The organism is Mesorhizobium sp. M0317 (assembly GCF_040321555.1).
Taxonomy (GTDB): Bacteria; Pseudomonadota; Alphaproteobacteria; order Rhizobiales; family Rhizobiaceae; genus Mesorhizobium.
On the sequence record NZ_JAMYRV010000002.1, the window covers coordinates 13,524 to 34,031 of the forward strand.

General features: G+C 62.5%; 20 protein-coding genes and 1 pseudogene. 8 read left to right on the top strand and 13 right to left on the bottom strand.

Annotation, left to right across the window (positions count from 1 at the left end):
- Positions 1-494 precede the first annotated feature (494 nt).
- The gene (locus tag NKI88_RS02405) at positions 495-707 is read right to left on the bottom strand and encodes a hypothetical protein (protein WP_352653652.1); all 213 of its coding nucleotides are present in this window, start codon (positions 705-707) and stop codon (positions 495-497) included.
- A gap of 138 nt (positions 708-845) precedes the next feature.
- Entirely contained in the window at positions 846-1,010 is a 165-nt protein-coding gene (locus NKI88_RS02410) for a hypothetical protein (protein WP_352653851.1), read from the bottom strand.
- A gap of 170 nt (positions 1,011-1,180) precedes the next feature.
- Between NKI88_RS02410 and NKI88_RS31810 the strand changes: the two are divergent.
- The 6 genes and pseudogenes from NKI88_RS31810 to NKI88_RS02435 form a co-directional block, all read left to right on the top strand.
- Positions 1,181-1,315 (top strand): annotated as a pseudogene (locus NKI88_RS31810) (Y4oE-related protein); the annotation flags it as partial.
- 323 nt (positions 1,316-1,638) lie between these two features.
- Positions 1,639-3,228 carry a P-loop ATPase, Sll1717 family gene (locus NKI88_RS02415; protein WP_352653653.1) on the top strand — a complete coding sequence of 530 codons (1,590 nt, stop codon included), beginning with the start codon at positions 1,639-1,641 and terminating at the stop codon, positions 3,226-3,228.
- Positions 3,229-3,471: 243 nt separating this feature from the next.
- Positions 3,472-4,785 carry a hypothetical protein gene (locus NKI88_RS02420; RefSeq protein WP_352653654.1) on the top strand — a complete coding sequence of 438 codons (1,314 nt, stop codon included), beginning with the start codon at positions 3,472-3,474 and terminating at the stop codon, positions 4,783-4,785.
- Positions 4,785-5,165 carry a helix-turn-helix domain-containing protein gene (locus NKI88_RS02425; RefSeq protein WP_352653655.1) on the top strand — a complete coding sequence of 127 codons (381 nt, stop codon included), beginning with the start codon at positions 4,785-4,787 and terminating at the stop codon, positions 5,163-5,165. The genes NKI88_RS02420 and NKI88_RS02425 overlap by 1 nt, the downstream gene beginning before the upstream one ends.
- On the top strand, positions 5,162-5,362 hold the full coding sequence (locus NKI88_RS02430; protein ID WP_352653656.1) for a hypothetical protein: 201 nt from the start codon (positions 5,162-5,164) through the stop codon (positions 5,360-5,362). The genes NKI88_RS02425 and NKI88_RS02430 overlap by 4 nt, the downstream gene beginning before the upstream one ends.
- A complete protein-coding gene (locus NKI88_RS02435; protein WP_352653657.1) occupies positions 5,359-5,571 on the top strand; it encodes a hypothetical protein in 213 nt (70 codons plus the stop codon). Before NKI88_RS02430 ends, NKI88_RS02435 begins: the two co-directional genes overlap by 4 nt.
- On the opposite strand, the gene NKI88_RS02440 is transcribed toward NKI88_RS02435, so the two are convergent.
- Positions 5,549-6,871 (bottom strand): tyrosine-type recombinase/integrase, encoded by a 1,323-nt coding sequence (locus NKI88_RS02440; RefSeq protein WP_352653658.1) that lies wholly within the window; start codon positions 6,869-6,871, stop codon positions 5,549-5,551. The genes NKI88_RS02435 and NKI88_RS02440 overlap by 23 nt on opposite strands.
- A 164-nt stretch (positions 6,872-7,035) precedes the next feature.
- The gene (locus NKI88_RS02445) at positions 7,036-7,821 is read right to left on the bottom strand and encodes a TSUP family transporter (protein WP_023753415.1); all 786 of its coding nucleotides are present in this window, start codon (positions 7,819-7,821) and stop codon (positions 7,036-7,038) included.
- Positions 7,822-8,017: 196 nt separating this feature from the next.
- Between NKI88_RS02445 and NKI88_RS02450 the strand changes: the two genes are divergently transcribed.
- The gene (locus NKI88_RS02450) at positions 8,018-8,449 is read left to right on the top strand and encodes a TerB family tellurite resistance protein (RefSeq protein ID WP_023691035.1); all 432 of its coding nucleotides are present in this window, start codon (positions 8,018-8,020) and stop codon (positions 8,447-8,449) included.
- A gap of 115 nt (positions 8,450-8,564) precedes the next feature.
- On the opposite strand, the gene NKI88_RS02455 is transcribed toward NKI88_RS02450, so the two are convergent.
- From NKI88_RS02455 to NKI88_RS02475, 5 genes are all read right to left on the bottom strand, one after another.
- Entirely contained in the window at positions 8,565-10,187 is a 1,623-nt protein-coding gene (locus tag NKI88_RS02455) for an ABC transporter ATP-binding protein (protein WP_352653659.1), read from the bottom strand.
- Positions 10,184-11,053, bottom strand: coding sequence for an ABC transporter permease (locus NKI88_RS02460; protein WP_023700306.1), 870 nt, complete (start codon positions 11,051-11,053; stop codon positions 10,184-10,186). Before NKI88_RS02460 ends, NKI88_RS02455 begins: the two co-directional genes overlap by 4 nt.
- The gene (locus NKI88_RS02465) at positions 11,050-11,997 is read right to left on the bottom strand and encodes an ABC transporter permease (RefSeq protein ID WP_352497839.1); all 948 of its coding nucleotides are present in this window, start codon (positions 11,995-11,997) and stop codon (positions 11,050-11,052) included. The genes NKI88_RS02460 and NKI88_RS02465 overlap by 4 nt, the downstream gene beginning before the upstream one ends.
- 334 nt (positions 11,998-12,331) lie before the next feature.
- Positions 12,332-13,807, bottom strand: a complete 1,476-nt coding sequence (locus NKI88_RS02470) for an ABC transporter substrate-binding protein (RefSeq protein ID WP_352653660.1) — start codon at positions 13,805-13,807, stop codon at positions 12,332-12,334.
- 121 nt (positions 13,808-13,928) lie between these two features.
- On the bottom strand, positions 13,929-15,209 hold the full coding sequence (locus NKI88_RS02475; protein ID WP_352653661.1) for an acetylornithine deacetylase/succinyl-diaminopimelate desuccinylase family protein: 1,281 nt from the start codon (positions 15,207-15,209) through the stop codon (positions 13,929-13,931).
- A 223-nt stretch (positions 15,210-15,432) separates the two neighbouring features.
- Here NKI88_RS02475 and NKI88_RS02480 point away from each other — a divergent pair, with 223 nt between their 5' ends.
- A complete protein-coding gene (locus NKI88_RS02480) occupies positions 15,433-15,864 on the top strand; it encodes a L,D-transpeptidase (protein ID WP_023681747.1) in 432 nt (143 codons plus the stop codon).
- Positions 15,865-15,877: 13 nt separating this feature from the next.
- Here the strand turns inward: NKI88_RS02480 and NKI88_RS02485 are convergent, their stop codons facing one another.
- The 4 genes from NKI88_RS02485 to NKI88_RS02500 are packed head-to-tail and all read right to left on the bottom strand — an operon-like array spanning position 15,878 to position 20,459.
- The gene (locus NKI88_RS02485) at positions 15,878-16,885 is read right to left on the bottom strand and encodes a lipid A biosynthesis lauroyl acyltransferase (RefSeq protein WP_352653662.1); all 1,008 of its coding nucleotides are present in this window, start codon (positions 16,883-16,885) and stop codon (positions 15,878-15,880) included.
- A 4-nt stretch (positions 16,886-16,889) separates the two neighbouring features.
- Positions 16,890-17,918, bottom strand: a complete 1,029-nt coding sequence (locus NKI88_RS02490) for a zinc-binding dehydrogenase (RefSeq protein ID WP_352653663.1) — start codon at positions 17,916-17,918, stop codon at positions 16,890-16,892.
- Positions 17,919-17,954: 36 nt separating this feature from the next.
- A complete protein-coding gene (locus tag NKI88_RS02495) occupies positions 17,955-19,226 on the bottom strand; it encodes a beta-ketoacyl-ACP synthase (protein WP_352653664.1) in 1,272 nt (423 codons plus the stop codon).
- 42 nt (positions 19,227-19,268) lie between these two features.
- The gene (locus NKI88_RS02500; protein ID WP_352653665.1) at positions 19,269-20,459 is read right to left on the bottom strand and encodes a beta-ketoacyl-ACP synthase; all 1,191 of its coding nucleotides are present in this window, start codon (positions 20,457-20,459) and stop codon (positions 19,269-19,271) included.
- Positions 20,460-20,508 lie beyond the last annotated feature (49 nt).

Genomic DNA, 20,508 nt, shown 5'->3' on the forward strand with positions numbered 1-20,508 from the left:
CCGCGGTTGGGCATGGCCGGTGCAGTTGGGGGTGCTTGTGGGGGCTTAACCGCACCGGCCACGGCGGGAAGATATGAGGCCCCCCGCGCTGGCCAAGATATAGGCATATTAGCAACCGAGCAAATTATCTCGCATTGTCACCTTGAAGGTTCAACCGCAAAGCCAACTTAGTTCCGGGAGAATGGGCGGAATTGGTGAACGCGATGTCGAACCCCGGTAGCAGTGAGCATCTTTGGGTTTTGGACCTTGCCGACCTGCGCAAGGAGTTTGGAAAGTTCGTTCAAGAGCACGGGACAACGCCTCTTGAGTGGGACGAACACACCAAGCTGTTCCTTGAAGAACGAAGGGAACGCCGCCGGGAACCGGATCCTTCCCAGCCGTTGGGGATTGGCTAGGCTAGTCGTCGCGATCATCAGCCGCCCTTGCGTCCGCCGGCGGACGACAGAGACGTCGCAACCAGCCATGGAATAATCGGCCATCACCAGGCACTGAGGTTACCCAGCCGCAGGAGGGTCCTGAAGCCGCACAACTCTGTCGAGATGCAGGCGTATCCGCTGGCCCTCCGCAAAGGACAGCGCGAAGGATTCAAAGCCGAATGAGCGTGTAATTTCCTGGTCGGCCTCAATGATGCGGACGACCCATTCGCCACTGGCTCCGACCACTTCCACGCAAGGCGTGGCGTTGCGGATTGGCACCACGTCGCCCACCACATCCCCCTATGAAAGGTGGATGTTGAACCCTCGTAGCCGGGATTTCAATAACAAATGCTTGTTCGGAATCGGACGAACCATCCTGGATGGGCAGTACGAAGTTGGGCGAATGGCAAACCTGTCACGCCACCTCAGTCAGGCGAACCCTCCGGGGAACCTCCCGTGAGATAGCCTCTGCTTCAGGTCGTTGGCATTCAGGATGCCTGCCAGCTCTTCGGCATACTCCATATCGGGAAGGTCGACAGATGGGTGGCCCGCTACAATAGCCGGCAGCCCGGTGAACACGTCGAACACCGTCAACGTCCCATCCGGTTCCCGCCTTACGTCGTACCGCAGTGTTGCCATGAGGGGTTATATAGTCGACCCATTAGGGGTTGGGAATATTTGGTCCACGGAGGCTCGGGATGCAGAGCGCTGATTTTGCAGCTGTGAAGATTGCCGATCTCGTCGACTGAGATCAGGCGGTTCAAGCTGCGATCGAATTCTATGGGCTGGAAGCGGCGACCGCCGTGGCACACTGCGCTTTGGAGGCTCATTTCGACGGTCGACCAGATGACTACCGCTTTTGGTGCGATGTCTTCCACCAACTAAGAAGACCAAACTGACGGGACTTTTGCTGCGGCATCGTGTTCGTCGAGCATGACCAGAATAGCCGACCTTGGACCGCCTAAGCCCGGCAAGCCACACAAACCGCAGGACGCGCACGATCGATTTCACCCATGCCCGATCTGCGGCCAGCAGGTCGAGAAGCGCGATTTCCGTCAGGTGATGTGGCACGAGCAACCAGATCACGAGCCGCGGGAACTCGACCAATAGAAAGCCCACGGGGCCGCACACGACGTTCCGCCGTCGACGCCGCGAGGCGATCGCACATGCATTGAATCTTTCGAATGTCAGAGTATGGTGCCCACCAAGTGGGGGGAAAACAATGCCGACAATAGTCAAGGCGCTTGGCCTAAAAGGCAATCCATTCGAACATTACGTGGCTGAGCAGGAGCCGAATATTGCGGAGTACGCGGTAAAGCCACCATATTTCGAGGCGATAGACAGCCGCGCCAGAAATACTGCCTCCTTTATACTCTTTGGGGATAGAGGGGCCGGGAAGAGCGCGACTCGACTCACAATTTTCAAAGAACTCTGGAAATTAAAGAGCGCCGGCGAAGCGGTGCCGCTGGCTGTGAACCTGGTCGATTTCAGCTCGGTCGTTTCCCGGTCGCAGCTGGTAAATCTTTCGGAGGCAACCCTTGTTCGTGACGCCGCCTTCTATGTTGTCGAGAGCGTGCTGACTTGGCTAAGTTCGTTGGAGGACGACGACCGCAAAGTCTATCTTGAGGCAATGAACGACGAAGAGAAGGGCCTGTGTTACTCCGTCCTTCGGGACTTCTATCTCTCCCGTCCAGATGCGGCTCGTCAGCGTTCGGCTCACGAGGCGACGGCACTGTTGAACCAAGCCTTCACGGCTAAGAGTCAGCTATGGCTTTCCAAACAGTGGAGCAAAGTCGCCGGAATTATCGGGATAGTGGCAGAGATCCTGGCTCGCAAATCGGGAGCCGAGGCAGAAATTTCTGGCCCTATTCGGGACATCCTGACAGAGCAAGACCCAGCAGGGTTCGACGCCCTACTGACAATTCGAAATCTGGTCAGGTTCGTCGAGATCTTTGATTTCTCCGGCATCGTTGTGCTGATCGACAAAGTCGATGAGACTACCGCTACTAACAATTCTGCAAACCAGTCGGCAGCGCTCGTCCACCCATTGCTGGCTCGCGTCCAGCTTATGGAAGCACAGGGGTTTTGCTGGATGTTCTTTTTATGGAGTGCGGTAAGATCGATTTTTGAAGGCTCAGAGTTACCCGTTCGGCTAGACAAACTAGGTCACGCGACTGTCGCATGGGACAACAAATTCTTTAAGCTGATGTTGGATCAGCGCGTCCGCTACTTTTCCGAAAATAGGTTCGACCTCGCCGGCCTCTTTCAAGGAGACGTCGAGCAGGGCAAATTTCTAGGAGAGATGGTCAAAGTCGCGATGCGCTCTCCCCGAGAGGTTATTCGAATAATGGACGTCATTGTTCGGGAACACGATGTGATGCATGCGCATTTGGATATTGCGCCCCTGCTCACTTGGGACGCCATTGAAGCCGGGCTCGACCAATATGTGAAGGACCGAATTTCTTCCATATTTGGAGATCGTCTTTTATCCCAAATCTTTCGACTGAACCGGACGTCTTTCACTAACAAAGACGTTCAACGAGTGTTTAGGGTGGGTGCGCAATCGGCTCGAACTCGAATTCAGTCCTGGGAAAATGCTGGTATCATCAAACTTGTCGGCACGAAGCAAGCCGAGGGCGGCCTAGGTCGCCCCGTCAATGAATATTCTATCATGGACGCACGAATTGAGCGCGTGATGGTGAGGCAATTGATAACTTACGAAGGCGATCTAGAGCCCGAACCGGAATATTTAGATTTCTTTGCCGAAGCGGAAACTCCGCAAAAGACACGAGAAGAAAAGAAGGAAGGATAGACCGCTGCCATTCGATGATCCCCGCCATCTTCAACAACGCACAGAGTCCCACCGGTCTAAGTCGGTAGGGAGACTGGAAACGGTGGGTGGGGCAGATGATAAATAAGCCCGCCGACGCAGCGCCGGCGGGCGTCTTTTCGCTCCTTCCAGGGGACGTCAGCCGAGCTCGAAACGGAGCCGCTGGGTGTCCTCGAGGGTGGTGCGGATGTTGATCGAGCGCAGCATGCCTTTGAGCGTCGCAGGGTGCTCGAGGCATGGCGGTCGCCCGACGTGTTCGTGCAAGATGCGTACGACTGTGTGAGGGCATTCACCCTTGCCAAGTCGATCGCCGACCAGGAACGCGTTTTCAACACCCTCAAGAAGGAACGTCGGCTCTTTGCCCACGTCATCCGCTCAAATTTCGGAGCGAACCAGACCAACAACGAGGCGGCGAAATGGGTGAAGATCGCCGGTGAGGAGCGCTACCTTGCTGCCGGCGGTGCGATCACCAGGGATCTGTTCGGCGGGCAACATATCATCGCCGACCACGCGCTTGCCGAAAAGGTGGCCACGGAGGCCCTATCCGAGCAGCTGCAGGCCCTCAAAACGGCCGGCTGGAGTTGGGCGGCGTTCGGCGATTCCCTGCCGAACAACTGGAACTACAACTGGACCAAGCTGACGCCGACCGGGAAGCCTGACAAGGCGGAAGCCAAGCGCATTAAGCAGCTGCAGGCGATCGTCGACAAGCCGGGCGGCACGTATGAGGCGCAACAGGACGCCGAACAAGAGATCGACACTATCAAGCAGGCCGCAGAAGCCCGGGGCTGGTCGGCTGACCAGATGGCCGGCGCCGGCGCCGTCGTGGCCATCAATCACAACGGCGAGATCAACACAGTTTATGGCGTCGTTGAGCCCAAGGCAGCGAAAGCGGCCGAGAGGGCGGCATCGGGAGGGCCGGCCGACAAGAAAGCCCCAGCGCTGTCGAATGCAATCGCCAACCGCCTATCGGTGACTGCCACCTTGGCAACGCGGGCTGCGCTGCTCGAGGAACCGAGAATGGGCATGGTCGCACTGCTCGCGGCCTTCCTGACGAAGCGCTATTCCTACGACAGCGGCGAAACCTGCCCCCTCCGTGTCCGAACGGAGGGCATGGGCCAGCACCAAAGCAACGCCCAGGGCGAGGAGAAGTTCGGCGACGCGCTCGCCCGACTGTCCGCGATGGACGACGCCGCTTTGTTCCGCGTTGGAGCAATGATCGCCGCCCAAGCGCTGGATCTGACGGTGCAGACCGCCGAGAAGCGCCCATTCGCCAAAGCCGCCGGCGCCATCGCTGCGGCGATCGATCCGAAGCGTCTGGACGTCGAGATGCGGAAATCGTTCGACGCTCAGGACTATTTCCAGAGCGTGTCGAAGCCGTTCGCGATCGCCGCCATCAAGGCGGCCGTCAACGCGGACGAGGCGAAGAAAGCCGAGAACCTCAAGAAGGCCGAGCTCGTCGCCTACTGCGTCACGAACGTGCCCGGCACCGGCTGGCTGCCGCCCGAGCTCCGCAACGAGAACTATGCGGGGCCGATGTGATGCCCAAGCGGTCAAAACTGAACGACGAACAAAAGGCCCAAGTCGCAGATCTGCGCGAGGCGGGCATGTCGTACGATGCCATCGGCCGCCGCATGGACCTCAGCCGGGGCGCAATCTCTTGGTATTGCCTACTGGACGGCATCGACAGCCCGAAAACGGCGCGCAGGGTACTGCCGCCTCTGAAATATCAGAGCTACGTGCGGAACGGCAGCACGGTCCTAGCCTTCTCGGCCGACGAGGACGCGCAGCTGCTGGCGCTCGCTGCGGAGGGCACAAGCCACACTGAAATCGGCAAGATCATGCGCCGGAAGCCCAATAGCGTTTCTGGCCGGCTGGCTACGCTGGCGCGGCACGATGCGCGCAGGGAAGCCGCTGAATGACCAAACTGGCGCACCCGCACCCGGAAGCGCACGCGCTGGCTGATTGCATGGCTCGGGGCCGCTGCCTCTGCCATGACGATGCCCAGCGCGAGCAGCGGCAGCGGTGGCGCCTAATCGATCGCGGGCGTTGCGAGGCGAAATACCGCCGCGCCGTCGCGCAGATCCTCGACAAGCATTTCCCTGGAGATCGCTCGTGAGCTTGGATCTCTCCCTTGCCGAACTCGAGCGCTGCCTTGGTGTCGCGGCATACATCGTGGTGCGCCACGGAGAGGCCTATGCGCCGACGTTCGAGCATCTGGAGCGCGCGGTCGAGATCGAGCGGGCCAAGATGGACAAGCGCGGCCGGGCCCAGGCGGTCCTAACGGCGATGATGCGGCGGGACGTCAAAGATGCGCCGGCGGTTTGAAAGCGATCTTCAGCAGCCACTCGCGCTTGTGCTCGAGCGTCGGGCCAGCGCCGTATTTCGGGCGGATCCACTTGTGCCCCATCAACTCGGCGACAATCTTCTCGGGCGTCTCAACGGCCGTAAGGCGATCCTCGAAGGTGTGCCGAAGGCTATAAAGGCTGTGGTTGTCACTCGGCAGCAGGCCATGCCGCTCGAGGAACTTGTTTACTGTGGCGGACAGAGACCCGTTGTTGTCGCGATATCTCGGAAAGCCGTTTGGGTGAAGTTTCATCACCGCCAACGCGCATCCGACCAACGGTATGTCGCGCATCGAGTGAGGGGTTTTAAGCAGCCGTCCGTTCGCGCGGACCTGGACGTGCGGTATCGCATGGTCGAGCAAAATGGTCGGCGCCTGCAGATTAGCTGCCTCCGACAAGCGCAGACCAGTGTCCGCGATCAGCATCAGAAGATGACGAGCCTCGATATTCAACCCTTCCAGCGCGCGATCCTTGAGCAGCACGTCCTGAACGTAGGAGATGTCGAAGGCGTCGCGCTGTTGGTACACCCCACCCGAGAGGCGCAATTGTTTAAAAACGGGCGGCAGTCCAAGCTGGTGAGCGCGATCCACCGTGGCGAGCATCTTGGAGATGACCCCGATCGCCTTGTTGGCCGAGCCGATATCGAGGCCTTCTGTCTTGATGCGCTTCTGCCACATTTCGCGATAGGCCATGGCGTTGGCGCGTGTCAGCGCGCGGATCTCGAGATCTCCAGCGATCGCGATAAGGTCGTTGACCGCCCTGGCGCGCGGGTTCTTCCATCGCTTCTGCTGGTTCGGCGACATGGAGAGCACGGACTGTTGCTCGAGTGCCTTGAATTCGTCCACCAGCCCGCTCAGGCGCAGGGTTGGTCGCTCCTCGCCTCCCAGCACGGCCGCAACCTCGAGCTCGTCCTCGACGGCGTTCCGGTCGAGCAGCAGCCTTATGCGCTTGATGATGTCGTCGGTCGGCCCGTCGGCAAGCTCCTGATTGGTCATGTAGGGCAGGCTGAGCGCCCGAGCGCGCGCCTGTGCCGCCTCGAAGCGCAACCGGGCTTCACCCGACCGGCCGTCGCGGATGCCGCGCCAGTAGGCGGAGAGTTCGTTGTCCAGCTGCTCGATGATCTTTCCGGCGCGGATGGCGCGCGGATCATCAACTATGGCTATGCCGGTGGAAATGCGGACCAGGCCGCGCCGATCGAGCTCTGCGAACTCCTTTGGAACGCGGCGAACCAAGTACCAGGCGCCATCCACTTTGTGTGGTTTGGCCTTGGCCTGTTTGATCATCCCCGTCACCCCAATGTTACACGTATTGTTACAGGCGATAAGGCCCACAACGGGCGAAGGAGGTCAAGGTCTATGCGGAAAATGGCGGAAAACAGCGTTTCCTGGGCGGGAGGTTTGGCTCCTCCAACATGATTCGTACAACGGCACTCTATCAGGCGTGAGGCTTATACACCAATCAGCTGGCGCAATGGGTTCGCCGGGTCGGCCAGCAGCTTCACCGCCAGAGCCAGGCAGATGATCACCAGCAGCGGCTTGATCAGCCGGGCGCCGATGCGGATGGCAAGGCTGGCGCCGAGCCGGGCGCCGAGGAACTGGGCGACGCCCATCATCAGCCCGATCTTCCAGCAGACGACGCCGGCGACGGCAAAGACGATGAAGCCGCCAATGTTGGAGGCGAAATTGAGCAGCTTGGTGTGTGCCGTGGCCTTGAGCACGCCGAAGCCGGCGAGGCTGACGAAGGCCAGCATGTAGAAGGAGCCGGCTCCCGGCCCGAACAGCCCGTCATAGAAGCCGACCAAAGGGGCGATGACCAGCCCGAACAGGAAGGGCGACAGGCGCTCGGCGCGGTCGACATCGTTCATGTTGGGTTTCACGGCGAAGTAGATCGCGATGGCGATTAAAAGCAGCGGCAGCAGCGCCCGCAGGAGATCACCCGGCACGAATGCCGCCAGCAAGGCGCCGACGGCACTGCCGGCAAGGGCCAGAAGCGCCGATGGCAGCTGTCGGCGCAGATCGACATGGCCATTCATGGCGTAGTGGATGGTCGCCGAAGCGGTGCCGAAAATGCCCTGCAGCTTGTTGGTTCCAAGTGCTGCGACGGGCGGGAAGCCGGCAAGCAGCAGGGCCGGGATGGTGATCAGCCCGCCGCCGCCGGCTATCGAATCGACAAAGCCGGCTGCAAAGGCGGCGAAGGCAAGCATGATGACGGTCTGGGTAGCGAGGTCGAGCATCGGGATTTTCTGAACATTCCGGCGGGAAAGGTGGTGCCGCGCCTTCTCATGGCCATCCGGTTTGCGCAAGGCCGATTCCGCGCTACGTCCATCCAAGCGCGTTGCGCTTGGATTTCCTGTGGTGCATGTCATTATCTCAGTACCGCTGCGCAGTTTTGGGTCATGTGCGCTGGGCGGGCTCGGGAAAGGGACACTGTTGGCGATGGCATTGCTCGACCAGATACGCTCGATCTTCGATGGTGACCCCGGCGTGCGCAAGGTTGCCGACGACCCCGTGCTGTCGGCGGAACTCTTGATGCTGTTTCGCATGATCCTGGCCGACGGCTCGGTTTCGGAGAGCGAAATGGTCGCCTTCCGGCGCATCTGCAAGGACGCCTTCGGCATCCCGGAAACCAGCATCGACGCGGTCATCGAATATCTCAATGATTTCGGCTACGAGACCAACGGTTCGCAAGCCATGGCGCTGTTCCGCGATCTCGATGTCGAACGGCGCAAGTTGCTGGCGCTCCACATGGCGGAGATCGCCAAAGCCGATTCCAAACTGGCCGAGAGCGAAGTGCGGCTGTTGCGCCGCACGCTCGATTTGCTCGACATCAGCCCGGTCGATGTGGTGAAGCCGGAGGAGTGAGGCAGACCAGGGGCAACGGCCGCCCGGCCGGGTCCCCGCTGCTTCGCAGCGTCCCAGCGTTCGTGACCTTTCATCGTGCCACTGGCACGATGAATTCGCTGCGCGAACCGGTCACTCACCCCTGTTCCTGCATACGGTGAGCGATCGCCCGATGCAGATCGGGCGCAGCCGCGACCAGCGCCCTGGCCGCCTCCGACTGCGGATGATCGAGCACGTCGCCGGTCTTGCCGCGCTCGACGATCCTGCCGTCATGCATGACCAGCACCTCATCGGTGATGGCGCGGGCGACGGTCAAATCGTGAGTGATGAAGAGATAGCCAATGCCGAGCTTCTGGTTGAGCTCTGCGAACAGATCGAGGATCTGGGCGCGGATCGAGACGTCGAGCGCCGAGACCGGCTCGTCGGCGACGACCAGCTTCGGCCTGGTGATGATGGCGCGGGCGATCGACAGGCGCTGGCGCTGGCCGCCGGAAAACTCATGCGGATATTTGTCCATGTCGCTGGTGCCGAGGCCGACCTCGTGCAGCGCATGCGCCACCATCTCGCGCCGCTCGGCCGGTGTCGGCTTCGTCTCCAGTACATGCAGCGGCTCGGCGACCAGTTTTACGACCTTCTGGCGCGGGTCGAAAGAGCCGTAGGGATCCTGGAACACCACCTGCATGTCGCGCCGCGCGGCTTTGAGCTCCGCCTCGCTTTTGCCGGTGATGGTCTCGCCGCGAAAGCGGATCGTTCCCGATGTCGATTTGTCGAGCGCCAGGATCATGCGGGCAAGCGTTGACTTGCCGCAGCCGGAGCGGCCGACCAGCGCCACCGATTGGCCCGGCGCCAGCGACAAGGAGACGTCGTCGACAGCGCGGATCGGGGGAGCGGGTTTGAACAGGGATGTACGCCGCCCGGGATAGTCGCGGGTCACGCCTTCGACCTCAAGCAGCGGTTTGCCCTGGCCGGTGGCGTGAACTTTGGCGCGCGCGGGCACGTGCATCGAGGCCAGCGCCAGCTGGCGCGTGTAGGGATGCAGCTGTTCCGACAGCGTGCGTGCGGTGTCGCCGGCTTCCATCACCTCGCCATTGCGCAGAATGGTGATGCGTTCGGCCATTTCGGTGACGACCGCGAGATCGTGCGAGATCAGAAGCAGGCCCATTCGGTTTTCGCTGACAAGGCCGCGCAAGAGGTCGAGGATCTGCGCCTGCAGCACCACGTCGAGCGCCGTGGTCGGCTCGTCGGCGATGAGCAGCTTGGGTTTCAATGCGCAGGCAATGGCGATGACGACGCGCTGGCGCTGGCCGCCCGACAATTCGTGCGGATAGCGCGACAGCGGGAATTTGGCCTCCGGCAGGCCAACCCGGTCGAGCATTTTGCGCGCGCGGTCTTCGGCGTCGGCACGGCTTGCCCTAGTGTGCCAGCGTATGCCTTCGGCGACTTGCTCGCCGATGGTCTTGACCGGGTTGAGCGCCGTCATCGGCTCCTGGAACACCATGCCGATGTCGTCCCCACGCAGCGCGCACATCTGGTCCTCGGTTGCGGCCAGAATATCGATGCCGTCGAAGGTCACGCGGCCGGTGGCGCGCGCCGCATGCGGCAGAAGCTGCATGATCGTCAGCGCCGTCATCGATTTGCCGGAACCGGATTCACCGACCAGGCCCATCACCTCGCCGGGCGCGACGGAGAGCTCGACCCCTTTCAGGATCGGCGCGTCGCCGATCGCCAGCGACAGGTTCTCGATCTGCAGCAGGCTCATCGCTGCCGCCGCGATTTCGGGTCGAGTATGTCGGCGATGCCGTCGCCGAGCAGATTGAGCCCAAGCACGGTGACGACAATGGCCATGCCGGGGAAGATCGCCATCCACGGCGCCACCACCATGCGCGTCTGGGCGTCGAACAGCATGCGGCCCCAGCTCGGCATTGGCGGCTGGGCGCCGAGGCCGACATAGGAGAGACCGGCTTCGGCCAAAATGCCGAGCGCGAACTGGATGGTGCCTTGCACCAGAAGCAGCGTGGCGATGTTGGGCAGCACGTGCTCGATTGTAATCTGCGTCTTGCTCTTGCCGGCGGCGCGCGCGGCGAGGATGAACTCGCGTGGCCAGATCGCCAGCGCGCCGGCGCGGGCGACGCGCGCAAACACCGGGATGTTGAAGATGCCTATCGCGATGATGGCGTTGATGGCGCCCGGTCCGAAGATGGCGGTGATCATGATCGCCGACAAAAGCGCCGGAAAGGCGAAGACAAGGTCGTTCAGCCGCATCAGCGCCTCGTCGACGAACCCGCCGCGCGCCGCGGCGAAGGCGCCGAGCGGCACGCCGACGCCCATGCCGATGCCGACCGCGACCAGCGCCACGGCAATTGAGTTGCGGGCGCCGACCATGATCATCGACAGGATGTCGCGGCCGAAATGATCGGTGCCGAACCAGTGCGCCGCAGAGGGCGCGAGCGTCTTGTCCGAGATCACCAGTTTGGTCACGTCGTAGGGCGTCCAGACGTAGGAGATGACCGCTATTGCAGCCACCAGCACCGTGATGGCGAAGCCGATGAGGAAGGAGCGGTTGCGGAAGGCCTTGGCCAGAATGCTGCCCAACGTCTCCTGCGGGATGTCGATGTGCAGCGTCATTGCCGGCCTCGAAGGCGCGGATCGACGATGGCGTAGGAGACGTCGACAACGAGGTTAACGGCAATGACGGCGACGACCAGCAGCATGACGATGCTTTCCACCACGATCAGGTCGCGCTGAGTGATCGCCTGGAACACCAGCCGTCCCAGACCAGGCAGATAAAAGACGTTCTCGATGATGATGGTGCCGGCGAGCAGGAAGGCGAATTGCAGGCCCAGAATGGTCAGAACCGGGATCATCGCGTTGCGCAGCGCGTGCCGCCATAGTACGGCGCGATAGGGCAGGCCCTTGGCGCGGGCGGTGCGGATATAATCCTCGTTCAGCACCTCGAGCAGCGCGGAGCGGGCAACGCGCGCCAGGATCGCGGCCTGCGGCAGAGCGAGGGCGATGGCCGGCAGCAGCAGCGATTTCAGCGCCGGCCAGGCGCCGGCGCTCCAGCCGGGAAAGCCGCCGGCCGGCACCAGCCGCAACCAGACGGCAAAGAGGTAGATCAGCATCAGCGCGAACCAGAAGTTCGGCACGGCGACGCCGAGCTGCGCGGCACCCATGGCAATCGTGTCACCGGCGCGGCCGCGCCGACTGGCGGAATAGAGCCCGACCGGAATGGCAATGATGGTGGACAGCGTCAGCGCGATCAGCGCCAGCGGCAGGGAAACCGCCATGCGCTCGCGGACAAGGTCGATGACCGGCACCGAATAAGTATAGGAGCGGCCGAAATCGAGGCTGAGCAGACCGCCGACCCAATGGAGGTAGCGCAGGAGAAGCGGCGCGTTGAGGCCCATCTGGTTGCGCAGGAGTTCGACCTGCTCGGCGCTGGCGTTGAGGCCCAGCATCAGCCGCGCCGGGTCGCCGGGCAGGATTTCGAGCACGGCGAAGACGACCATCGACGCCAGGATCAAGGTTGCGATCGCGATGGCGAGGCGTTTGAGGAGGTAGGCGGTCATTGCGGCGGGAATGGTGCGTTGCCAAGTGCGATGACTGAGCAAAGGCAGCGTTCTGTCACACCCCCCTCTGTCCTACCGGACCCGGCCCTTCGCTGTCGCTTCGGGCGTTCATTGTTCGGAAAGCCAAGCAGTTGGCTTTCCGTCCGCTGCCCGGACCACTCCTCACCCCCCGCAAGGGGGGAGATCAGCAGTTTCCGTGTCGTCGACCAGCGTTCAACGTTCGCGATAGGCGAAAGCGGAGATGATAGCCCGATCTCCCCCCTTGCGGGGGAGATGCCCGGCAGGGCAGAGGGGGGTGTGCCGGAGCGCAAACGCCGCCCTTTGGCCCGCCGCCTCAATCCGCCCACTTCACCTTGGTCAGGTCATTCGCCTGGATCGGCGCGTTTTCCCACAGGCCCTGCAGCTTGGCGTCCCAGACGCCGACCTTCGGCAGTTCATAGAGGAACCCCACCACGGCGTCGTCGGCCAGGATCTTCTGGGCCTCGCCGAGCAGCGTGTTGCGCTTGGCGTCGTCGGAGGTGAGGTTCAGCTCGGCGATGATCTTGTCGAACGCCGGATTGTCGTAGTTGAAGTAATAATCCTTGCGCGAGTAGATATCGATGTCGTTGGGCTCGGTGTGGGAGACGATGGTCAGGTCGTAATCCTTCTTGGTGAACACCTGGTCCAGCCACTGCGCCCATTCGACCGGAATGATTTCGAGGTCGATGCCGACGTCGCGCAGCTGCGAGGCGATGATCTCGCCGCCAAGCCGTGCGTAGGAAGGCGGCGGCAGTTTCAGCGTCGCCTTGATGCCGTTTTCAAGGCCGGCCTGCTTCAGCAACTCCTTGGCCTTGTCGACATTGTGCGGGTAGAGGCCGGTGAGGTCGACATAGGCCTTGCTGGCGGGCGACATGTGCGAGCCGATCGGCACGCCGAGGCCGGCCGAGGCGCCGTCGATGATCGCCTTGCGGTCGAGCGCGAAGGCAATCGCCTGCCGCACCTCGAGCTTGTCGAAAGGCGGCTTCTTGTTGTTGATCGCCAGAATGGTCTCACCCTCGGTCGAGCCGACCACCACCTTGAAGCGCGGATCGTCCTTGACCTGCGCGACGCTGTCGGGATCGAAGAAAGGGAAAGCCTGGATGTCGCCGGAGAGCAGCGCCGGCACGGCGGCAGCAGCGTCGGGAACGATGCGGAACTCGGCCTTGTCGAGGGATACCGGGGCGCCCCAGTAAGTGTCCGATTTCACCAGCGTGATCGACGAGCCCTTGGCCCAGCTCTGGAATTTGAACGGGCCGGTGCCGATGGGCTTTTCCTTGTTGGTGTCTGCGCTCTCGGGCGCCACGATCACCGCGTCGCCCCAGCCCATATTGTAGAGGAACGACCCCTGCGGGTTCTTCAGCGTCACCTTGACCGTCGTCGGATCGACGACTTCGACCGTATCGATGGCGGCGAACAGGGCCTTTTGCGCGTTTACGGAATTGTCGGCGCGGGCGCGGTCGAGCGAGAACTTCACGTCGCCGGCGTCGAAATCGCTGCCGTCATGGAATTTGACGCCGGTGCGCAGCTTGAAGGTGTAGACCTTGCCATCGTCGGAAATGGCCCAGCTCTCGGCGAGGTCGGGCAGCACTTCGCCATTCGGGCCGATGCGGGTCAGGCCCTCGAAGACGTTGGCGTAGAGCACTTCGTCGATCGCCGCGGCAGCACCGGCGGTCGGATCGAGATGCGGCGGCTCGAGCGGAATGCCGATCACCAGGTCGGTGCGTGCGGCAAATGCCTGACTGCCGGCCAGTGCCAGCACCGTGGCGGCAAGAATGGTTTTCCACAATTTCATCGTGCAACTCCCAAATGCTCGAACCCTAGTGCGATAGAAGCGTGATTTCGAGGTGGAGTAAATTGCGTTTCGTGCTCCGCAGCGGCGCGGGGAGGAATGTTTTTTCAGCGAAGCCGATGGTTCAGTCCGCGGCCGTGCCCCTGAGCAGCACATTCAGCCCGATCGCCATCACCTTGGCCGACTCCACCATATCAGAGATACCGACCCATTCGTCGGGCCGGTGGGCGAGATCCAAAATGCCCGGGCCATAGGCGATGCAATCATGGATGTGGCCGATGCGGGCGATGTGTTTCTGGTCGTAAGTACCTGGTGAAATGACATAATCCGGCTCGCGGTCGAAGATCGCCATGATGCCTTGCGCCACCGCCTTGACCACTGGCGCATCGCGCTCGGTCATCAGCGGCAGCACCTCCATCAGGTCGCGAATCTCGTAGTCGAACTTATTGCGCCCGCGTTTCAGCCGGTCGAGGATATCGGTCACCTCGCTCTTGACCGTGGCAAGGTCCTCCTCGAGCAGGAAGCGGCGGTCGATGGTCAGCCGGCAAGCGTCGGGCACGTTGGGTGAGGGCAGGCCGGGGCGGAAATCCTCGGTCTGGCCGCCATGGATCGAGTTGATGTTCATGGTCGAGCGCTTTGCGCCTTCGGGCACGACAGGCATGCGCGTCACCTTGCGGTCGAGCGCCGGAAAAAGTTCATCCTCGAAGGCCTGCAGCACGGCGCCCATGTGGCGCACGGCATTGTCGCCGAGGAACGGCATCGAGCCATGCGCGATCTCGCCCTTGGTCTCGATCTCCGCCCACCAGACGCCGCGATGGCCAAGACAGATGCGGTCCTTGTTCAGCGGCTCGGGGATGATGACGTGGTCGACCTTGGGTTTCGAGAAATAGCCAAGCTTCGCCAGATGCGCGACGCCGCCGAAGCCGCCGGACTCCTCATCGACCGTGCCCGAAATTTCGATGGCGCCGGGAAAGTCGGGGAAAACCTCCATGAAGGCTTCCGCCGCGATGATCGAGGCGGCCATGCCCCCTTTCATGTCGCAGGCGCCGCGGCCGTAGATCTTGCCGTCCTTCACCACCCCGGCAAAGGGATCGACGCTCCAGCCTTCGCCGGCTTCGACCACATCGATGTGCGAGTTGAAATGGACACAGGCCCCAGGCGAGCGGCCGTCGAAGCGGGCGACGACATTGACGCGGGGATAGCGGTCGGTGTCGCCGGGCGTGCCTTCGGCGCGGATGAATTCGGTTTCGAAGCCAAGCCTGGCTAGGCGCGCACCGATATATTCGGCGCAGGGGCGATAGGCTTCGCCAGGCGGGTTGATGGTCGGGAAGCGGATCAGGTCGGCGGTCAGTGCGACCAGGTCATCAACACGGGCGTCTATCGCTTTGAAGAGTCGTTCGTTCATTCCCGGATTTGAGCAGGCAAGGGGGTGGTTTTGCAAGCATCGCGCCACTGGCGCCGAAACTTCGTGTCGCAGCGGCAACTATGGCGGGAAAATCGCTCAAATTCGCTGCTTTAGATTGGCGAATTTATCAAGGAGTGTGTGTTAGATCACTCACCTGTCGTTAAGAAGATGAAAAACACCGTGATGACAGAGCAGGCAAGGGGCATCAAAGGGGTTTGATCTCATGACTAAAATCGTTCTCATGGCAGCTGCTTTTGCTGCGATGCTGTTTGGCACGTCCATCGAAAGCAGGGCTGCCTCGCTGGTGGCTAGCATCGACGTCTCGTCGCAGACCATGACCGTCAGCCAATACGGCCAGGTGCTTTATCGCTGGAGCGTGTCGACCGCCCGCAGTGGCTATTTCACGCCGCGCGGCACCTATCGGCCGCAACGCACGGCGCGGATGTGGTATTCGAAGAAATACCACATGTCGCCAATGCCTTACTCGGTGTTCTTCCATGGCGGCTACGCCATCCACGGCACCGGCGCGGTCAGGCAGCTAGGGCGTCCGGCATCGCATGGCTGCGTGCGGCTGCACACCGCCAATGCCGCGATGTTCTATGCGATGGTGCGGGAAGTCGGCTTCGGCAATACGCGGATCGTTGTGACGAACTGAGGCTTTCGACAACTTAAGATTGACGCTGCCCCTGGCCGGTGGCGTTGGCCTGTCCACGCCGGCGGCGACGCCGGCCTGAGATTTCCCACCTTTTGTGGAACCACATCCACTGTCCCGGATCTTCGCGCACCCAGCGCTCGACCACGTTGGCGAGCAGTTGGGTGGTGGCCGCGACATCGACGCTGCCGCTTTCATTGCGCGGCAAGGTCAGCTTGTCCTCGATCTCGAGGCGGAAGCGATTTCCCGGCAGTCGCACGCATCGCGCCGGATAGACGTCGCAATCATAGTGGCGGGCGAGCATGCCCAGAACCGGATTGCTCTGGCATGGGCGATTAAAGAAGATCGTCTCCAGTCCGCTGGAGAATTTCTGGTCGACCAAAACGCCGATATTGCCGCCTTTCTCCAGAATCGACGCCAGCGCAAAGGAGGCGCCGGTCGAAGACGGCAGCAAGGCGCCCATGCTCGAACGCCGTGTCGAATGGATGTAATCGGCGAGGTAAGGATTGTTGGGCGGACGAAACAGCGCCGTGATCTTCATGCCGAACGTCGCGGCTGCCACGGGCAGCAGCTCGAAATTGCCGAGATGGCCGGTGAACAGGATATGCGGTTTGTCCTCGCCAGCTATCTGATGGAAATGATCGGCGCCACCGACTTCGACGCGGCCGGGCGTCGCTGCGTTCGGATCATAATCGAAGAGCGCGTCAAGAAAGATGTATTCGGCGGCGAGCCGGGCCATGTTGCCCCACATGTCGGAGGCGATGGCCTCGATCTCGACATCGCTCTTTTCGGGATAGGCAAGGCGCAGATTGTTGATGGCGACACGGTGGCGCCCGACCCGCGGACCGATGCGGCGTGCGGCGCGGTCGGCAAAATTGAGCGCGCTGTCGGCGGGCAAAAGGCGCAGCAGCGAAATGATCGTCATCGCCGCACGCGCAACCAGCCAGTGCTCCATCTGGCGCAGCCGCCTGCCATAGCGGAACATGAAGTCCCGGCGGGCTTTCTTGAACACCTTGCCGACCATAGTCCTAAGAAACGCGCAGGATGATCTTGCCGAACACGTCGCGGCCTTCCATGCGCTTCAGCGCGGGGTCGATGCCGTCGAAGCCGACCTCGGTGTCGATAACAGGTGCTACCTTTCCCGCCGCCATCTTCTGCATGGCGTTGGCCATGTTCTCCATGCGGCAGCCGAAGGACCCGAGCAGCTTCAGCTGCTGCTGGAACAGCTGCATCAGATTGATCTGGGTCGACACGCCGGAGGTCGAGCCGCAGGTAACGAGGCGGCCGCCGCGCTTGAGGCACAGCATCGAGGCGGCAAAGGTGTCGGCGCCGACATGTTCGAACACGACATCGACGCCCTTCTTCCTGGTGAGCTTGCGCACGACGCCTTCGAAACGATCGTCGCGGTAGTTGATGACATGGTCGGCTCCGAGCGCCTTGGCCTTGTCGATCTTGTCGTTGGAGCCGACCGTGGTGATGATGGTGCAACCCATGCGCTTGGCCAGCTGGATCGCCGCCGAGCCGATGCCGGAGCCCCCGGCATGGATGAGGATGGTTTCGCCGGGCTGCAGCTTGGCATTGTCGAACAGCATGTGCTCGACGGTGCCGAAGGTAACGGGTGCGACAGCCGCGCCGACATCGCTCACGCCGGGAGGAGCAGGGACCAGCAGGCGCGCCGGCAGGTTGATCTTCTCCTGCGCAAAGCCGTCGAGATGGAAGCCGTGGACGCCCGAGACATGTTCGCAGAGATTGTCACGGCCTTCGCGGCAGGCGCGGCAAAGGCCGCAGGTGCGCGCGCCGTAGATCGACACCAATTGTCCGGGCAGCAGGCTGGAGACGCCGGGGCCGACAGCCTCGACCTCGCCGGAGGCCTCGGCGCCGATGACCAGCGGCAGCTTACGCTTGGCGAAGGCCATCCCACGCCAGCCCCAGACGTCGATATGGTTCAGCGCCACCGCCTTGATGCGCAGCGTGACTTCGCCCAATGCGGGGGGCGGCGGGGGCGGCAGGTCCACCGTTTCAAGACGGCGGTCCTCGATAAGTTGCAGTGCGCGCATGGGGCCTGTCAGTTCAGTCTGGCTGAAAAAGGTCGCTTAGACCGGTTCCCGCGCCATGACAAGGCAGGTGTTCTGGCCGCCGAAGCCGAACGAGTTCGAGAGCACGGTGCCGACTTCGGCATTGCGCTTCTTGTTGGGCACCACGTCGAGCACGATTGCCGGGTCGGGATTGTCGTAGTTGATGGTCGGCGGAATCACGCTTTCGCGCATGGTCATCAGCGAAAACGCCGCTTCGACAGCACCCGCCGCCGACAGCGTGTGGCCGATCATCGACTTGTTCGACGAGACCGGCATCGAGCCGATGCGATGGCCGAACACGGTCGACAGCGACAGATGCTCCATCTTGTCGTTTTCCGGTGTCGAGGTGCCGTGAGCGTTGACGTAGTCGATCTCGTCCTTGCTCAGGCCGGCATCGGCAAGGGCGGCGCGGACTGCTGCGATCGCCGGCGAACCGTCGGGCTTGGAACGGGTGCGATGGAAATCGTCGGCCTTTTCACCGCAGCCGCGCAGGATGCCGAGAACGCTGGCGCCCCGGGCAAGGGCTGCCTCAAGCGATTCCAGCACCAGAGCGCCGGAGCCTTCCGCCAGCACAAAGCCGTCGCGGTCCTTGGAGAAGGGTTTTGACGCCTTTTCAGGGATGTCATTGTGGGTCGACAGCGCCGAGAGCAGCGAAAAGCGGATCAGCGCCTCGGCGGTTGCCGAACCGTCGGCGCCGATGGACAGCGCCCGGTCGCATTCGCCGCGGCGGATCGCCTCGACGCCGAGCTGGATGGCGGTGGCGCCCGAAGCGCAGGCCGTCGACAGCGTGATCGGCAGGCCACGCGTGCCAAAGCGGTCGGCCAGCCGGTCGGCGATCGCTCCGAACTGCGTGGTTGCGAACGTATCCGTTTCCCTCAGCCCGCGCGCCACCCTGAGCAGCCTTTCGGCGCCGGCGCCCTGGCCGTCGGAATTGTAGAGCGCGAAGCGGTCGTGCCAGTCGAGTTCGACCGGCGGCGAGGCGAGGAACAGAGGCCCGCCAAAATCAGAGGAATCGAGGCCGGATTCGGCCACGGCCTCATTCGCGGCGGTTTCGGCCAGTTCGTAGGTCAGCAGGCTGGCGCCTTTGGAGCTTGAGTCGAGGAAATCGACCATGCCGGAGATGCGGGTGTTGAGGTGGTCGACGGGAAAGCGGGTGATCGGGTGGATGCCCGATGTGCCGGAGGTCAGTGCCGCCCAGTTATCGGCCTTGCCGATGCCGAGCGACGTTACCACGCCGATGCCGGTGACGGCGACGATCGGCCTGCCCATGTGATCTCTGAGATTGGCCATCCGGAACCTCTTAACTTTGCAGCACGATCGCGCAGCGCTGCTTCAAGCAGCGTTGACCAGCGCCATGCCCTCGAATTGGTGATAGCCGATCGCCGTTGCGAGCACGGTTTCGGGAATGCCTTCGAACGGCTTCTCGGCCGCGGCGTCGAATACGGGGTAGGCGGCCTTGCGGTCGACGGCCAGGGCGGCGAGGGCGACCGCGAATGGAAACTGCGCTTCCTTCATATGCCCGGTCAGCGTGGCGAAGCCGCGCGCCGATATCGCCGGATTGGCATCCAGCGCTGACTTTTCGGCTGACGTTGCGGTATGCGCCCCGGATGCGCCCGACAGGGCCAGCAACTTGCCGTTCGGGAGAGCCGCCTGTTTGAGCAATGCCGCGATCTCGGCGTCAAGCTCGCCGCGCGAGCGCCGGGCGCGGCCTGAGACGACCGGTCCGAGCTCGGCATAGATTTTCCGCCCACGCCTTTGCGCGTGTTCGCGCTGCTCCAGCACCAGGAAGGCGCCGCCGGAGCCGGAGACCAGGCCGCCGCCCTCGGCGCCCTGTCTCTGCCAGACCGGCTTCCATGGGCCGCGATGCAGATAACCGGCCAGCTCATAACCGAGCAGCATGTCGGAATGTTCGGTCTGGAAGGCGCCGCCGACCAGTATGTGCGTCGACTGTCCGGAGCGGATGCGCGCGGCGGCGGTCTCGACGGCGGCGACGCCGGCACCTTCCTCGCCCATGAAGGTCCTCGACGATCCCGTCACCTTGTGGACGATGGAGATGTTGCCGGCGAGCAGATTGGAGAGCTGGGCCAGGAAAAGCGTCGGCCGCAATTCGGTGGTCAGTTTCTCGTTGAGCAGCACGTCGCGGTCGTTGCGGCTCTCGGACGCTGCGAGGATGGCGGCATCGACCGCCTCGTCTCGCTCGCCGCCGCCGGCAGCGACAACCATGTCCATGGTCGTGCAGAGCTCGTCATTGCCCTTGATGCCGGCGTCGTCCAGCGCCATGCCGGCGGCATAGGTGCCCAGCCTCTGCCATGTTTCCATCTGCCGCTGGTCGCCGCGCTTGGCGATCTGCAGGTTCCAGTCGATCTCCGGCAGGGGATGCACGGTGTAGGGCGCAAAGCGCGCGGATTCGAGCACCGGCTGCAGGCCGGGCTGCGCCAGCTTCTGCCAGTGGGTATCCGGACCCTCTCCCAGCGAGGAGACAAGGCCGATACCGGTGATGACGACGTCGCGAGGGCTGCTCATGAGCGGCTTTGTGGGTCAGGCGGCGCAGCCCGTCAAGGCCGCGCGCCAG

Coding starts and splice junctions, on each gene's coding strand:
- NKI88_RS02440 (WP_352653658.1), bottom strand. CDS start 6,871: ATGATCAAACAGGCCAAGGCCAAACCACACAAAGTGGATGGCGCCTGG.
- NKI88_RS02445 (WP_023753415.1), bottom strand. CDS start 7,821: ATGCTCGACCTCGCTACCCAGACCGTCATCATGCTTGCCTTCGCCGCC.
- NKI88_RS02465 (WP_352497839.1), bottom strand. CDS start 11,997: ATGACCGCCTACCTCCTCAAACGCCTCGCCATCGCGATCGCAACCTTG.
- NKI88_RS02475 (WP_352653661.1), bottom strand. CDS start 15,209: ATGAACGAACGACTCTTCAAAGCGATAGACGCCCGTGTTGATGACCTG.
- NKI88_RS02425 (WP_352653655.1), top strand. CDS start 4,785: ATGCCCAAGCGGTCAAAACTGAACGACGAACAAAAGGCCCAAGTCGCA.
- NKI88_RS02490 (WP_352653663.1), bottom strand. CDS start 17,918: ATGCGCGCACTGCAACTTATCGAGGACCGCCGTCTTGAAACGGTGGAC.
- NKI88_RS02415 (WP_352653653.1), top strand. CDS start 1,639: ATGCCGACAATAGTCAAGGCGCTTGGCCTAAAAGGCAATCCATTCGAA.
- NKI88_RS02430 (WP_352653656.1), top strand. CDS start 5,162: ATGACCAAACTGGCGCACCCGCACCCGGAAGCGCACGCGCTGGCTGAT.
- NKI88_RS02455 (WP_352653659.1), bottom strand. CDS start 10,187: ATGAGCCTGCTGCAGATCGAGAACCTGTCGCTGGCGATCGGCGACGCG.
- NKI88_RS02470 (WP_352653660.1), bottom strand. CDS start 13,807: ATGAAATTGTGGAAAACCATTCTTGCCGCCACGGTGCTGGCACTGGCC.
- NKI88_RS02495 (WP_352653664.1), bottom strand. CDS start 19,226: ATGGCCAATCTCAGAGATCACATGGGCAGGCCGATCGTCGCCGTCACC.
- NKI88_RS02480 (WP_023681747.1), top strand. CDS start 15,433: ATGACTAAAATCGTTCTCATGGCAGCTGCTTTTGCTGCGATGCTGTTT.
- NKI88_RS02500 (WP_352653665.1), bottom strand. CDS start 20,459: ATGAGCAGCCCTCGCGACGTCGTCATCACCGGTATCGGCCTTGTCTCC.
- NKI88_RS02485 (WP_352653662.1), bottom strand. CDS start 16,885: ATGGTCGGCAAGGTGTTCAAGAAAGCCCGCCGGGACTTCATGTTCCGC.
- NKI88_RS02460 (WP_023700306.1), bottom strand. CDS start 11,053: ATGACGCTGCACATCGACATCCCGCAGGAGACGTTGGGCAGCATTCTG.